This is a genomic window from Mycobacterium sp. M23085 (assembly GCF_045343915.1).
Lineage (GTDB): Bacteria > Actinomycetota > Actinomycetes > Mycobacteriales > Mycobacteriaceae > Mycobacterium.
The window spans coordinates 5,420,651-5,434,940 of record NZ_CP174280.1 but is presented as its reverse complement, the minus strand read 5'-3'; the positions used below and the strand labels follow the sequence as shown (position 1 = coordinate 5,434,940).

Here is a 14,290-nt window from a genome sequence, read left to right as displayed (position 1 = left end):
GCTAGCGGGTTTTCACCGCGACGAAGGGCGGCCGAACGACTTCGCACGCGGCGGGACGGCCGCGGACGTCGACCGTGATCTCCTGACCGTCCTCGACTCCGGCATCGGTGTCGATGAGCGCCAGCGCGATCCCGGCCTGCAGCGTCGGGGAGAACGTGCCCGACGTGGTGACCCCCACCGGGGTGTCACCGGCGAGCACCGTCAGCCCGGCGCGCAGCACGCCCCGGCCGAGCATCCGCAGGCCGCGCAGCAGCCGCGCCGGGCCCGCCTCCTTCTCGGCCAGCAGGGCATCCCGGCCGAAGAACGCGTCCTTCTTCCAGCCGATCGCCCAGCCGCAGCGGGCCTGCAGCGGGGAGATGTCCAGTGCGAGCTCGTGGCCGTGCAGCGGGTAGCCCATCTCGGTGCGCAGGGTGTCGCGCGCGCCCAGGCCGGCCGGCTCGCCGCCGGCCGCGCTCACCGCCGCGGCCAGGGCGTCGAACACCACCCCGGCGGAGTCCCACGGCGGCAGCAATTCGTAGCCGTGCTCCCCGGTGTAGCCGGTGCGGCAGACCCGCACAGGTACGCCGGAGAACGACGTGTCGGCGTAGGCCATGTAGTCCATCTCGGTGGGCAGGCCCAGCTCGCCGAGCACGTCGGCCGATCGCGGTCCCTGCACGGCCAGCACCGCGTACTCGCGATGCTGGTTGGTGATGGTGAGGCCCGCCGGGGCGGCGGCCTGCAGCGCCTCGACCACCGCGGCGGTGTTGGCGGCATTGGGCACCAGGAAGATCTCGTCGTCGTCGACGTAGTAGGCGATCAGGTCGTCGACGACGCCCCCGGATTCGGTGCAGCACAACGTGTATTGCGCCTTGCCGGGTCCGATGCGGTTCAGGTCGTTGGTGAGCGCGGAATTGACGAACTGCGCCGCACCCGGACCGCGGACCAACGCTTTGCCCAGGTGGCTGACGTCGAAGAGGCCGACCGCGTTGCGCGTCGCATTGTGCTCACTGACGGTGCCGGCGTAAGACACCGGCATCAGCCAGCCGCCGAACTCGGCGAAACTGGCGCCCAGGCTCCGGTGACGGTCTTCCAGTGGTCCCGTTAGCAGTTCCGGCGCATCGCTCACGACGACCCACCCTAATCTGCACAGCTGCTGGCAGACTTGGCTAGGTGTCCGATTCGCTGGACTTCGAGGCCCTGGAAGCCGCCGGGATCGCGAACCCACGCCAACGGGCCGACCTGATCAAATATCTGCACGAGTTCGGCTTCACGATCGACGAGATGGCCGAAGCCGAACGGCGAGGCCGCCTGTTCGGGCTCGCCGGCGACGTCCTGCAATGGTCGGGCCCACCCACGTACACGCTGCGGACCGCCGCCGAGGCGCTCGGGTTGCGGGCCGAAGACGTCGCGCGCGCCTGGACCCTTCTCGGCCTGACCACGGCGGGTCCCGACATCCCGACCCTCAGCCAGGCCGACGTGGACGCCCTGGCGACCTGGGTGGCGGTCAAAGCGGTGGTGGGCGCCGATGGCGCGGAGGGAATGCTGCGGGTGCTGGGCGCGGCAATGGCCCGGCTCGCCGAGGCCGAGTCGTCGATGATCCGCACCGGAATGCCGGACATCCAGATGGACCAGACCCACGACGAGCTGGCCACCGCCCAGGCGTATCGCACGGCCGCCGAGTTCATTCCCCGGCTCGGGGCGCTGATCGACACCGTGCACCGCCACCATCTGATCGGCGCGCGGACCTATTTCGAAAACGTCGTGCAGGACCGCTCGACGAGCGTGACGTGCGGCATCGGGTTTGCCGATCTGTCCGGTTTCACCGCGCTGACCCAGACGCTCACACCTGAGAAGTTGTCCGGATTGCTCAACGAATTCGGCGCCACCGTCGCCGACGTGGTGCACGCCGACGGCGGGCGGGTGGTGAAGTTCATCGGAGACGCCGTGATGTGGGTGAGCTCCTCGGCCGAGCGCCTGGTCCAGGCGGCAATCCATTTGGTCAGCCACCCCAGGGCGCGCAAAGCCGGCCTGCAGGTCCGCGCCGGTCTCGACTACGGCACCGTCCTGGCGATCAACGGCGACTACTTCGGCAGCCCGGTAAACCTCGCCGCGCGACTCGTGGCGGCCGCGGAGCCGGGACAGATACTCGCCGCGCCGACGCTGCGCGAGAAAGTACCGGATTGGCCCGCGGTCGCCCATGGCCCGTTGACGCTCAAGGGATTTGACGAGCCTATGCCGGCTTTCGATCTGAGCGCCGGGACGCCACCGGGTGAGGCCGATCCGCGATGACTATGGTAATGACGCGTGAGTACCGAACCGGGATACCAGGCCCCTTCCGTCAATGTCGCCTCGTCACTGCCACGGCGCGCCGCCGCGTCCACCGTGCTGATCGTGCCGGTCATCTCGACCGGCGAGGACGACAAGCCGGGCGCGGCCGTCGCGGCGGCCGAGCCGTTCCTGTCCTCCGAGGCGGTCGCCGAGATCGAATCCGGTCTGCGGGCGCTGGAGGCCACCGGTGGCGCCGAACAGGTGCACCGGCTGGTGGTGCCGTCGCTGCCGGTCTCCAGCGTGCTGACCATCGGCCTGGGTAAACCGCGATCCGAGTGGCCGGCCGACACCGTCCGTCGCGCCGCCGGAGTGGCGGCGCGATCGCTCGGCTCGACCGAATCGGTGATCACCACGTTGGCCGAACTGCCCGGTGCCGGCGTCGCTTCGGCCGCCGTGGAGGGCCTGATCCTGGGCAGCTACCGGTTCACCGAATTTCGCAGCGACAAGACGGCTCCCAAGGACAAAGGGCTGCGCAAGATCACGGTGCTCGCCACGGCGAAGGACGCCAAGAACGACGCCGCGCACGGCGCGGCCGTGGCCACCGCCGTCGCCACCGCGCGCGACTTCGTCAACACCCCGCCGAGCCACCTGTTCCCCGCCGAATTCGCCAACCGTGCAAGAGCTTTGGGTGAGGCCGTCGGCCTCGAGGTGGAGGTGCTGGACGACAAGGCGCTGCAGAAGGGCGGCTACGGCGGGATCATCGGCGTCGGGCAGGGCTCGTCGCGCCCGCCGCGGCTGGTGCGCCTGACCCACCGCGGCTCAAAGCTGGCCAAAGGCAAGAAGGGCAAGGCTACAAAGCGAGTGGCGCTGGTCGGCAAGGGCGTCACCTTCGACACCGGCGGCATCTCGATCAAGCCGGCCGCAGGCATGCACCACATGACCTCGGACATGGGCGGAGCCGCCGCGGTGATCGCGACCGTCGCGCTGGCCGCGCAGCTCAAGCTTCCGATCGATGTGATCGCCACCGTGCCGATGGCCGAAAACATGCCGTCGGCCACGGCGCAGCGCCCGGGCGACGTGCTGACGCAGTATGGCGGCATCACCGTCGAGGTGCAGAACACCGATGCGGAGGGCCGGCTGATCCTGGCCGACGCGATCGTGCGGGCGTGCGAGGACAACCCCGATTACCTGATCGAGACGTCCACGCTGACCGGTGCGCAGACGGTGGCGCTGGGCGCCCGCATCCCCGGGGTGATGGGCAGCGACGAGTTCCGCGACCGGGTGGCGGCGATCTCGCAGCGGGTCGGCGAAAACGGCTGGCCGATGCCGCTGCCCGACGAGCTCAAAGAAGACCTGAAGTCCACGGTGGCCGACCTGTCGAACATCAGCGGGCAGCGCTTCGCCGGCATGCTGGTGGCGGGCGTCTTTCTGCGTGAGTTCGTCGCCGACGGCGTGAGCTGGGCGCACATCGATGTGGCCGGCCCGGCCTACAACACCGGCAGCCCGTGGGGCTACTCGCCGAAGGGATCCACCGGCGTACCCACCCGGACCATGTTCGCGGTGCTCGAAGACATCGCCGAAAACGGCTAACGGGTCAGCCGTTTGAGCACGGCTCGGCCCAATTTGCGGCGCGGCCAGCCGGTCGCGCCGTCCGCGGCCAGGGCGGCGTTGGCCGCGTTACGCCCGCACGCACCGTGTACCGAACCACCCGGTGTCGCCGACGCGCTGCCCAAATAGAGCCGCTCGATCGGTGTTTCGGCTCGGCCCATGCCTGGCGCCGGGCGGAAGACCAGCATCTGCTGCAGCTGCGCGGTTCCGCCGTTGAGCGCCCCGAGGTGCAAGTTGGCGTCGCTGGCCTCCAGATCCGACGGCCGTTGTACGAACCGGTCGATCACCGCCGAACCGAAGCCCGGCGCGTGGTCTTCGATGACCCGGTCCACGGCCGCGGCCAGGCGGTCGGCGGAGGCGTCGTCGGGCACATTCCGCGGCAAATGCGTGTAGGCCCAAACGCTTTCGGTGCCGACCGGCGATCTGCTGGGATCCGCCGTGGTGGTCTGGCCCAACAACATGAACGGATACTCGGGGACCACGCGGGTGTTCAGGTCGGCCATCCAGCGGACCAGCCCGTCTCCGTCGGCCCCCAGGTGGACGGTCCCCACCGACCGCAGGTTTTGCGCGCGCCACGGAATCGGAGTGGCCAGCGCATAATTGACCTTCACCACCGGCGGATCCCATTCGAAGTGCTGCATGTCGCGGCGCAGCGCCGCCGGCACCGCGTCCGCGGGCAGCATGTCACAGAACAATCGCGGCGCCGTCACGTCGGCCACCACCGCGCGGCGGGCGGTCACCGATCGTCCTTCGGCGGTGGTCACACCGACCGCCCGGCCACCCTGCACCTGGATGCGAGAAACGTTCTGATTAACTTCGATTCGCGCTCCGGCCGCGCACGCGCGTTTCACCAGGGCGGCGGTGAGCTGGCCGGAGCCGCCCACCGGCACCGGCCAGCCGTGATCCTGGGCCAGCATTGTCATCAGGAAGCCCATGGCGCCGCTGATGGGTGCATCCGGGGGGACGTCGGCGTGCATTGCGTTGCCCAACAGCAACACTCGCGGCGCCTCGCCCTCGAACAGTTGGCTCGCCATGGCATTGGCCGGCTGCACCAGCAGCCGCGCGACGCGGAGGGCCTCCGGCGTTCCGAGTCTGCGCAGCAGCCCGAGCAGTGGGCGCACCGGCGGGAAGGGCGCCAGCATGGCGTCGAGCAACGGGGCCTTGATCTTGTTCCACAGCTCCACCAGACGCCACCAGTTCTCGCCGTCGGCGGGCGTTCGCCGCGCGAATTCCGCTGCCGTCTGTGCGGGATCGTGGTACACGATGGGCGGATCGTCGTCGGTGCAGCTGCGCGGGTGGCCGACCACCGTCGGCGCATGTGACCACCGCAACCCGTGATCCTCCAACTGCAGCGCCGCGATCGCCGGAGACGCCACCGTCATCGGATAGAAGGAGCTGAACAAGTCGGTGATGTAGCCCGGGGTCAGCTCGGCGCTGCGCACCGCTCCGCCCGGTTCCGGCTGGGCTTCCAGCACCAGCACGTCCCAGCCCGCATCGGCCAGCATCGACGCCGCCACCAGTCCGTGGTGCCCCGCCCCGATCACGACCGCGTCGACGGTGTCGCGCACGGTCACTTCACCTGGCTCGGCTCCAAGCGCTCCGCTAACGCCGCCAGCCGCCACAGGCACTCCTTGTTACGCGGGTACGCCGCGGCCAGCGCGAGGGAATCGGGGACGACCCCCATCGGGCCCTCCACGGGCACCTCGATCATCTCGATCCGGCACCCGTTCGGAATCTCGTGCAGCAGCATGGTGATTCGCGCCGCACCCAGCGGGCCCAACCGGGCACGCAGCACCAGCTTGCGCTGCGGTTCGCACTCCTCCACGATCGTCGCGTCGTTGATCACCAACGGCCAGATCCCGATCGAGTGCCTGATCGAGGAGCCCGGCTCCGGCCAGTTCGGATCGACCGCCCGCATGCGGCTGTTGCCCACCACCCACTGGGTGTAGGTCCAGCCCTGGGCGAGCACCTCCCATACCCGCTCACACGACTCGGGCACATCCCGCTTTGCAGTGATCACCTCAGCACCCTCCATGTCTTTGGTTACCGCGCCGGATACCCGGCAATGGGGGGGATATTCGGCCCGCGCCTCGGGTTTACCGGCGCATGCCTGCGGTTAATCTCCCTAGCGGTCGAAAACCGGGACGACGAAAGGCGAGACCATGACGGTGCGACGGTTGATCCTCGGTGTGGGTGCCGTGCTGCTACTGGCCGGGATCATCGGACTGCTGGCGCCGGTGTCGGTTTCTGACAGCAACGGGCATTCGGTCGGATGTGGAAACGCCGTGGCGACGGACCTTTCCGCGGCCCGAAACGCGAACAACAGCAACGGGGCGAACATCCCGATCCTGAATCAGATCGTCCCGCACACCGACTATGTCGCGCAGTGCCAGTCGTCGGTGGGCGGTCGGCGCGCGTGGGCGATCCCGCTGGCCGTGCTCGGGGTCATCGCGATCGGCGCGACGTTGCTGACGGGACGTCGCGGGGCGGCAACGGGCGCTTAGCCCGGCTCAGATCACCCGGATTCGCGCGGCGTTGCGCAGCCCCTGCGGCGCGACCCGCGAAAGGCCGTACAGCGCATAGGCTTCCGGTGCTACCGGACGAATCGCCTTCTTCTTCTGGATCGACGACAGGATCGCGGTGGCGACCTTGTCGGGGCCGTAGCGCCGCACCGCGAACATCTTGCCCAGCTGCCCGCGGCGGCCGTCCACGGCGTCGGACTGCTTGCCCGCGGGCACATCGAATCTGGTGGTGTTGATGATGTTGGTGTCGATGACCCCGGGGCAGATGGTGGTCAGGCCCACCCCGGCGGCGTCGAGTTCGGCGCGCAGACAGTCGGAGAACATGTAGGTCGCCGCCTTCGAGGTGCAGTAGGCGCTCAGCGACTGCGACGGGGCGTAGGCCGCCATCGACGACACGTTGACGATGTGGCCGCCGGTGCCGCGCTCCACCATCCGCCGGGCGAACGACCGGCACCCGTTGACCACACCGCCCAGGTTGATGTCGAGCACCCGGTCGAACTGCTCGGCCGGGGTGTCCAGGAACCCGCCCGCGTGCCCGATACCGGCGTTGTTGACGACGATGTCCGGGACGCCGTGCTCGACGCTGATCCGCTCGGCGAACGACTCCACCGCCTGCGCGTCCGATACGTCGAGCGTGTAGGCGTGCGCGACGCCGCCGCGGGCGGCGATCTCGGCCGCGGTGGCCTTGACGGCGGCCTCGTCGATGTCGCTGATCACCAGCTCGGCGCCTTCGCGCGCGAAGGCGAAGGCGGTCTCGCGGCCGATCCCGCTGCCGGCGCCGGTGATCGACACCAGGGTGTCGCCGAACGACCCGCGGGGACGCCCGACCTGTGCGCGCAGCAGTGCGCGGCTGGGTCGCTTGCCCTCGTCCCAATCGGCGAACTCGTGCACCGCCGCCGCCATCACCTGCGGGTGCGACATCGGCGAGAAGTGGCCGGCCCGGATGTCGCGGCGCCACAGCCGCGGTACGAAGCGCGGGGTGTGGTCGTAGCCGTAGGGCCGCACGTACTTGTCCTTGGTGTTGACGATGAGCTGCACCGGTACGTCGATGACCGCCACGCCCTGCCTGCGACCGGAGAATGACCGAAAGTAGTTGGCGGGATAGGTTTTCACCGACTGGGCGGCGTCTCGGGCCAGCTTGTCGGAGTGGTGGATCTGCTCGACGGGGATGTTGTCGACCGCGTTGCGCCGCAGCGCCGGTACCGACAGGGCCAGCCGGAGGAGCAGCGGCGCGAGCACCGGGATCGAGAAGAAGATCATGTAGGTCAGCCGCAACGCCTGGCTGATCGCCCGGACGAAGGTGCGCGGCTTCCAGGGCGCCCGCAGACCGCTGAAGATGTAGTCGACCAGCTGGTCTTGGGCGGGTCCGGACACCGACGTGAACGTGGCGACCCGGTCATGGGCGCCGGGACGCTTCAGGTAGTGCCACACCCCGACCGACCCCCAGTCGTGGGCCAGGACGTGCACGGGCCGGCCCGGGCTCAGCTCGCCGGTCACGGCGGCGAAGTCGTCGGCGAAGCGGTCCATGCTGTAGGCCGACACCGGTTTGGGCACCGAGGACGCACCGACGCCGCGGTTGTCGTAGCGGAGGATCCGGAACCGCTCGGCCAGCAGCGGGACGACCCCGTCCCACAACACGTGCGAGTCGGGGAAGCCGTGCACCAGCACGACGGTGGGGCCTTCGGGATTGCCCTCTTCGTAGACCGCGATGCGCTCGCCGTCGGCGCTCTCGACGAAATGCTGGGCTACTTGTTGTGATGGCGGCATCTCCGACCTTCCGCTCCGGCTGCAGTGGCCACACCGTAGCAAGCGTGATCGGTGTCACAAGCCCGACGCGGGGTATCTGCCCTGGATGTGTCCCGGCGAGGGCGCAGTGACAGGATGGTTCTGGATGGCTCTTTCGCCTTCCGCAAGCGAGCTGATCGACCCGCCCCCGACCCACGAGCGATCGAGGAGTCAAAAAAGATGGCCTTCTCCGTCCAGATGCCGGCACTCGGTGAAAGCGTCACCGAGGGGACGGTGACCCGCTGGCTCAAGCAGGAAGGCGACACGGTCGAGCTCGACGAACCGCTCGTCGAGGTGTCGACCGACAAGGTCGACACCGAAATCCCGTCGCCGGCCGCGGGCGTACTGACCAAGATCGTCGCCCAGGAGGACGACACCGTCGAGGTGGGCGGCGAGCTGGCCGTCATCGGCGACGCCGCCGAGGGCGGCGGGGGGGGCGACTCCCAGCCGGCCGCGCCGGCGCCGAGCCAGCCGGAGCCGCAGGCGCAGGCCGCGCCCCCCCAGCCAGAGCCCCAGCCGCAGGCCCAGCCGGAGCCCGCGCCCGCTCAACAGGGTTCTGGTGGCGGCGCCGCGACCCCGGTGTTGATGCCCGAGCTCGGCGAGTCGGTCACCGAGGGCACCGTGACCCGCTGGCTCAAGAAGGTCGGCGACTCGGTCCAGGTGGACGACGCGCTGGTCGAAGTGTCCACCGACAAAGTCGACACCGAGATCCCGTCACCGGTGGCCGGCGTGCTGATCAGCATCATTGCCGAGGAAGACGCCACCGTGCCGGTCGGTGGCGAGCTGGCGCGCATCGGCGCCGGTTCCGACGCTGCCCCGCCCGCGGCCCCCTCGGCGCCCCCGCCCCCGGCGGCGCCGGCGCCGCCCGAACCCAAGCCGGAACCGGCGCCCCAGCCCCAGCCCCAGGCGCAGCCCCAGCCCCAACCCCAGCCCCAACCCCACCCCCAGCCCCAGGCGCAGCCCAAGCCGGCGCCCGCGCCGCAGCCCGAGCCCGCACCGGAGCCGAAAGCCCAACCGGCGCAGGCCCAGCCGGCGAGCGCGGGTGCCGACGGCGCGCCGTACGTGACGCCGCTGGTGCGAAAATTGGCCGCCGAAAACAACATCGACCTCAACTCGGTCACCGGCACCGGGGTGGGCGGCCGCATCCGCAAGCAAGACGTGCTGGCCGCCGCCGAGCAGAAGCAACAGGCCGCCAAGGCGCCCGCCGCCGCGCCGGCCCCCACCGCCGCGGCTCCCAAGGCCGCCGCGGCGCCCACCCCGGCTCCGGCGCTGGCGCACCTGCGGGGCACCACCCAGAAGGCCAGCAGGATCCGTCAGATCACCGCAAACAAAACTCGCGAATCCCTGCAGGCGACAGCCCAACTCACCCAGACCCACGAGGTCGACATGACCAAACTGGTCGGGTTGCGGGCCAGGGCCAAGGCGGCTTTCGCCGAACGCGAGGGGGTGAACCTCACCTTCCTGCCGTTCATCGCCCGCGCGGTGATCGACGCGCTCAAGATTCATCCCAACATCAACGCGAGCTACAACGAGGACACCAAGGAGATCACCTACTACGACGCCGAGCACCTCGGTTTCGCGGTCGACACCGAACAGGGCCTGCTGTCCCCCGTCGTGCACAACGCGGGTGACCTCTCCCTGGCCGGGCTGGCCCGGGCGATCGCCGACATCGCCGCGCGCGCCCGATCGGGCAACCTGAGGCCCGACGAGCTGTCCGGCGGCACTTTCACGATCACCAACATCGGCAGCCAGGGTGCGCTGTTCGACACCCCGATCCTGGTTCCGCCGCAGGCCGCCATGCTGGGCACCGGCGCGATCGTCAAGCGGCCACGGGTTGTGGTCGACGAGGCGGGCAACGAATCGATCGGCGTCCGCTCGATCTGTTATCTCCCGCTGACCTATGACCACCGGCTGATCGACGGCGCAGACGCCGGCCGCTTCCTGACCACCGTCAAGCACCGGCTGGAAGAGGGAGCCTTCGAGGCCGACCTCGGCTTGTAACGAAGGCCCGTAAAGAAGGACAAGCGAACGTGGCTCGCGCTGGTTCCAGTGCCGTGATCGCGATTGCGGGTTCGTCCGGCCTGATCGGCTCCGCCCTGGCCGCGGCCCTGCGCGCCGCCGATCACCGGGTGTTGCGCATCGTGCGCCGGGCCCCGGCGAACGCCGATGAGCTGCACTGGAATCCCGAGACCGGCGATCTCGATCCCGACACCCTGGTCGGCGTCGACGCCGTCGTCAACCTGTGCGGCGTCAACATCGGCAAGCGGCGGTGGTCGGGCGCGTTCAAACAGAGTCTGCGGGACAGCCGCATCGCCCCCACCGAAGTCCTGGCGCATGCGGTCGCCGACGCGGGTGTGGCGACCATGGTCAACGCCAGCGCGGTCGGCTTCTACGGCAACACCAAGGACCGCGTGGTCGATGAAAACGACCGCGCCGGAACGGGTTTCCTGGCCCGGCTGTGTGAAGACTGGGAGGCCGCCACGCTGCCGGCCCAGTACGGCGGTGCCCGGGTGGTGCTGGCCCGCACCGGGCTGGTTCTCTCCCCCGCCGGGGGCCTGCTGGGCCGGCTGCGGCCGTTGTTCCGCGTCGGGCTCGGCGCCCGGCTGGGCAGCGGGCGGCAATACATGTCGTGGATCACGCTGGAAGACGAAGTGCGCGCACTGTTGTTCGCGATTTTCGACGCCGAGCTGTCCGGCCCGGTGAACATGACCGGTCCCGCGCCGGTCACCAACGCCGAATTCACCACGGCACTCGGACGGGCGGTCAACCGGCCCGCACCCCTGATGGTGCCCGGTTTCGCCATCCGGGCCGCGCTGGGCGAATTCGCCGACGAAGGCCTGCTGATCGGGCAGCGCGCCATCCCGTCCGTGCTCGAGCGCGCCGGTTTCGTCTTCCACCACAACACCATTGGCGAGGCGCTCGGCTACGCCACCGCCCGGCGCGACCACGACTAATGGCGTCGCCTCACCCTTGCCGGCCCGGGCCGAGTACCGTCGCGACCGTGATCGATTCCATCCGGTCCAGCCAGGCCCTGATCGACGTCCGCCGGCTCGGGACCGTCGACTACCGCGTGGCCTGGCAGCAGCAGCGCGAGCTGGCCGACGCCCGGGTGGCCGGCGGCAGCGACACGCTGCTGCTGCTGCAGCATCCCCCGGTCTACACCGCGGGCCGGCGCACCGAGCCGCACGAACGGCCGGCGGACGGCACGCCGGTCATCGACACCGACCGTGGCGGCAAGATCACCTGGCACGGCCCCGGCCAGCTGGTGGGTTATCCGATCATCGGTCTGGCCGAACCGCTCGACGTGGTCAACTACGTGCGGCGCCTGGAAGAGGCGCTGATCAAGGTCTGCGCCGACCTGGGCGTGGACGGGGTCCGGGTGCCGGGCCGCTCCGGGGTGTGGGTGCCGGGCAACGAGGACCGGCCAGACCGCAAGGTGGCCGCCATCGGGGTCCGGGTGTCGCGGGCCACCACCCTGCACGGGTTCGCCCTCAACTGCGACTGCGATCTGGACGCCTTCCGCCCCATTGTGCCGTGCGGCATCCGCGACGCCGGGGTGACCTCGCTGTCGGCCGAGCTGCTTCGCCCGGTGTCGGTCGAGGACGTCCAGACGGCAGTCGGTGACGCCGTCTGCGACGCCCTGGACGGGGTGCTGCCGGTGCAGGATCACCCGGCCGCCCGCGTAGCATCAGCGATGTGACTGTCGCACCGGAAGGACGCAAACTGCTGCGCCTGGAAGTGCGCAACGCCGAGACCCCGATCGAGCGCAAACCGCCGTGGATCAGGGTGCGGGCCCGGATGGGCCCCGAGTACACCCAGCTCAAGAGCCTGGTCCGGCGTGAGGGGCTGCACACGGTGTGCGAGGAGGCCGGCTGCCCCAACATCTTCGAATGCTGGGAGGACCGCGAGGCCACCTTCCTGATCGGCGGCGACCAGTGCACCCGCCGCTGTGACTTCTGCCAGATCGACACCGGCAAGCCCGCCGAACTGGACCGCGACGAGCCGCGGCGGGTCGCCGACAGCGTGCGCACGATGGGACTGCGCTACGCCACGGTCACCGGGGTGGCCCGCGACGACCTCCCCGACGGCGGCGCCTGGCTGTACGCCGAAACGGTGCGCGCTATCAAGGAGCTCAACCCGTCGACCGGCGTCGAGCTGTTGATCCCCGACTTCAACGGCGAGCCCGGCCGGCTGGCCGAGGTGTTCGAGTCACGCCCGGAAGTATTGGCGCACAACGTCGAAACCGTGCCGCGTATCTTCAAGCGGATCCGGCCCGCGTTCACCTACCGGCGCAGCCTCGACGTGCTGACGGCGGCCCGCGACGCCCACCTGGTCACCAAGAGCAACCTCATCCTCGGCCTGGGCGAGACGCCCGACGAGGTGCGCACCGCCCTGGCCGACCTGCGCGGCGCCGGCTGCGACATCATCACCATCACCCAGTACCTGCGCCCGTCGGCGCGTCATCACCCCGTCGAGCGCTGGGTGAAGCCGGAGGAATTCGTCGAGTTCGCGCAGCACGCCGAAGAGCTGGGCTTCGCCGGGGTGCTGGCCGGACCGCTGGTGCGCTCGTCCTATCGCGCGGGCCGGCTCTACCAGCAGGCCGCCCGCAGCCGCGCCTGACCAAGCCGGGGCACGGTGGCAGCGCTTGCCAGTCGCGGCCCTACGTATCCTTTGACTATGGCTAAATCCCGCACCGCCGCTGAGAACAAGGCCGCCCGAGCGCAGGCGCAGGCCGCCCGCAAGGCCGCCGCGCGGGAGCGCCGCACCCAGTTGTGGCAGGCGTTCAACATGCAGCGCCAGGAGGACAAGCGCCTGCTGCCATACATGATCGGCGCCTTCATGCTGATCGTGGGCATCTCGGTGGGGGTCGGGATCTGGGCGGGCGGGCTGACGATGATCACCCTGATCCCGTTCGGCATCGTGCTGGGCGGGCTGGTCGCCTTCATCGTGTTCGGCCGCCGCGCCCAGAAGTCGGTCTACCGCAAGGCCGAAGGCCAGACCGGCGCCGCCGCATGGGTTTTGGACAACCTCCGCGGCAAGTGGCGCGTGACCCCGGGGGTGGCCGCGACCGGCCACTTCGACGCCGTGCACCGCGTGATCGGCCGCCCTGGCGTCATCCTGGTCGGCGAGGGAGCGGCGACCCGGGTGCGCCCGCTGCTGGCGCAGGAGAAGAAGCGCACCGCCCGCCTGATCGGGGACGTGCCGATCTACGACATCATCGTCGGCAACGGCGAGGACGAGGTTTCGCTGGCCAAGCTGGAGCGCCACCTGACCCGGCTGCCGGCCAACATCACCGTCAAGCAGATGGACACGCTGGAGTCGCGGTTGGCCGCGCTCGGCTCGCGGGCCGGCGCGGCCGTCATGCCTAAGGGGCCGCTGCCCAATGCGGGCAAGATGCGCGGTGTGCAGCGCACCGTCCGCCGCAGATAGCGGCGATCGCAAGCGCGGCGAAGCCGGGCGCGGCGGGTCGCCGCCCTCGGGTCAGCGGCGCACCACGGCCGTCGCGGTCACCCGATCCTGCATTCCGCGGCCGTCCCAATCGGTGAACAGCGCGGGGACAACCATTCCGACCAGCACGCCGCGCACCACGGCCCGGCCCAGGCCGACCGACCCGCGGTCGTCCACGGTCACCACCTGTAGGCGCAGTGCCAGCTGGCCGGGCGTGAACCCGAACAACCGCAAAAAGGCTACGCCCAGCATGAACCAGACCACCAGGACGGCGGTGGCCAGCACCGGCTGGGCGAACAGGCCGAAGCGCATGGCCAGCCCGGCCAGTCCGTAGGAGATCAGCCAGTCGATCATCAGCGCGCCCAGCCGGCGCCCCATCGGCGCCAGCGACCCCGGCCCGCTTTCTGGAAAGCCCAGCTTTTCGCCGGGGTATGCGGATCGCGATTCCGCCATCACCGGCGCGGACCGGAGTCCGAATACGCCGCGGAAACGGCCCGATGATAAGGGCACACGATGCGCCGGATGTCTGGAAAAGATACGATCTTGCGATCCATGGCCCCACAATAGAACCCGCCGCCGACGCGGCCACTTTTAGCGTGTGGCATGGTCACGTAACGTGCGCGCAACATCGGGTTGACTGACGGGCAACATCTGCTCCATAGCGTCAGGCCGCGGATCTC

At 69.9% G+C, this 14,290-nt stretch carries 13 protein-coding genes; 8 read left to right on the top strand and 5 right to left on the bottom strand.

From position 1 onward, the window contains the following. Position 1 precedes the first annotated feature (1 nt). Positions 2 to 1,105, bottom strand: a complete 1,104-nt coding sequence (gene gcvT, locus ACIUM1_RS25305; RefSeq protein WP_406815211.1) for a glycine cleavage system aminomethyltransferase GcvT — start codon at positions 1,103 to 1,105, stop codon at positions 2 to 4. 44 nt (positions 1,106 to 1,149) lie between these two features. On the opposite strand from gcvT, the gene ACIUM1_RS25300 reads away from it, so the two are divergent. Both ACIUM1_RS25300 and ACIUM1_RS25295 read left to right on the top strand, forming a co-directional pair. Continuing rightward, positions 1,150 to 2,268, top strand: a complete 1,119-nt coding sequence (locus tag ACIUM1_RS25300; RefSeq protein ID WP_406815210.1) for an adenylate/guanylate cyclase domain-containing protein — start codon at positions 1,150 to 1,152, stop codon at positions 2,266 to 2,268. A gap of 15 nt (positions 2,269 to 2,283) precedes the next feature. Next, positions 2,284 to 3,837, top strand: coding sequence for a leucyl aminopeptidase (locus ACIUM1_RS25295; RefSeq protein WP_406815209.1), 1,554 nt, complete (start codon positions 2,284 to 2,286; stop codon positions 3,835 to 3,837). Here ACIUM1_RS25295 and ACIUM1_RS25290 read toward each other — a convergent pair. Beyond that, a complete protein-coding gene (locus ACIUM1_RS25290) occupies positions 3,834 to 5,429 on the bottom strand; it encodes a phytoene desaturase family protein (protein ID WP_406815208.1) in 1,596 nt (531 codons plus the stop codon). The genes ACIUM1_RS25295 and ACIUM1_RS25290 overlap by 4 nt on opposite strands. Continuing rightward, positions 5,426 to 5,875, bottom strand: coding sequence for an SRPBCC family protein (locus ACIUM1_RS25285; RefSeq protein WP_406815207.1), 450 nt, complete (start codon positions 5,873 to 5,875; stop codon positions 5,426 to 5,428). The genes ACIUM1_RS25290 and ACIUM1_RS25285 overlap by 4 nt, the downstream gene beginning before the upstream one ends. A gap of 142 nt (positions 5,876 to 6,017) precedes the next feature. On the opposite strand from ACIUM1_RS25285, the gene ACIUM1_RS25280 reads away from it, so the two are divergent. After that, positions 6,018 to 6,359, top strand: coding sequence for an aminopeptidase (locus ACIUM1_RS25280; RefSeq protein WP_406815206.1), 342 nt, complete (start codon positions 6,018 to 6,020; stop codon positions 6,357 to 6,359). Positions 6,360 to 6,365: 6 nt separating this feature from the next. Here the strand turns inward: ACIUM1_RS25280 and ACIUM1_RS25275 are convergent, their stop codons facing one another. After that, positions 6,366 to 8,144: an SDR family oxidoreductase gene (locus ACIUM1_RS25275; protein WP_406815205.1), complete on the bottom strand. Its 1,779-nt coding sequence runs from the start codon at positions 8,142 to 8,144 to the stop codon at positions 6,366 to 6,368. A 198-nt stretch (positions 8,145 to 8,342) separates the two neighbouring features. Between ACIUM1_RS25275 and sucB the strand changes: the two genes are divergently transcribed. The 5 genes from sucB to ACIUM1_RS25250 are packed head-to-tail and all read left to right on the top strand — an operon-like array spanning position 8,343 to position 13,592. After that, the gene (gene sucB / locus ACIUM1_RS25270) at positions 8,343 to 10,163 is read left to right on the top strand and encodes a 2-oxoglutarate dehydrogenase, E2 component, dihydrolipoamide succinyltransferase (RefSeq protein WP_406815204.1); all 1,821 of its coding nucleotides are present in this window, start codon (positions 8,343 to 8,345) and stop codon (positions 10,161 to 10,163) included. 29 nt (positions 10,164 to 10,192) lie between these two features. Beyond that, positions 10,193 to 11,116 (top strand): TIGR01777 family oxidoreductase, encoded by a 924-nt coding sequence (locus tag ACIUM1_RS25265; RefSeq protein WP_406815203.1) that lies wholly within the window; start codon positions 10,193 to 10,195, stop codon positions 11,114 to 11,116. Positions 11,117 to 11,163: 47 nt separating this feature from the next. After that, on the top strand, positions 11,164 to 11,862 hold the full coding sequence (gene lipB, locus ACIUM1_RS25260; protein WP_406815202.1) for a lipoyl(octanoyl) transferase LipB: 699 nt from the start codon (positions 11,164 to 11,166) through the stop codon (positions 11,860 to 11,862). Further along, the gene (gene lipA / locus ACIUM1_RS25255) at positions 11,859 to 12,782 is read left to right on the top strand and encodes a lipoyl synthase (RefSeq protein WP_406815201.1); all 924 of its coding nucleotides are present in this window, start codon (positions 11,859 to 11,861) and stop codon (positions 12,780 to 12,782) included. The genes lipB and lipA overlap by 4 nt, the downstream gene beginning before the upstream one ends. Positions 12,783 to 12,839: 57 nt before the next feature. After that, entirely contained in the window at positions 12,840 to 13,592 is a 753-nt protein-coding gene (locus ACIUM1_RS25250) for a DUF4191 domain-containing protein (protein WP_406815200.1), read from the top strand. Positions 13,593 to 13,643: 51 nt separating this feature from the next. Here ACIUM1_RS25250 and ACIUM1_RS25245 read toward each other — a convergent pair whose 3' ends face one another. Further along, positions 13,644 to 14,063 carry an RDD family protein gene (locus ACIUM1_RS25245; RefSeq protein WP_406815199.1) on the bottom strand — a complete coding sequence of 140 codons (420 nt, stop codon included), beginning with the start codon at positions 14,061 to 14,063 and terminating at the stop codon, positions 13,644 to 13,646. Positions 14,064 to 14,290 lie beyond the last annotated feature (227 nt).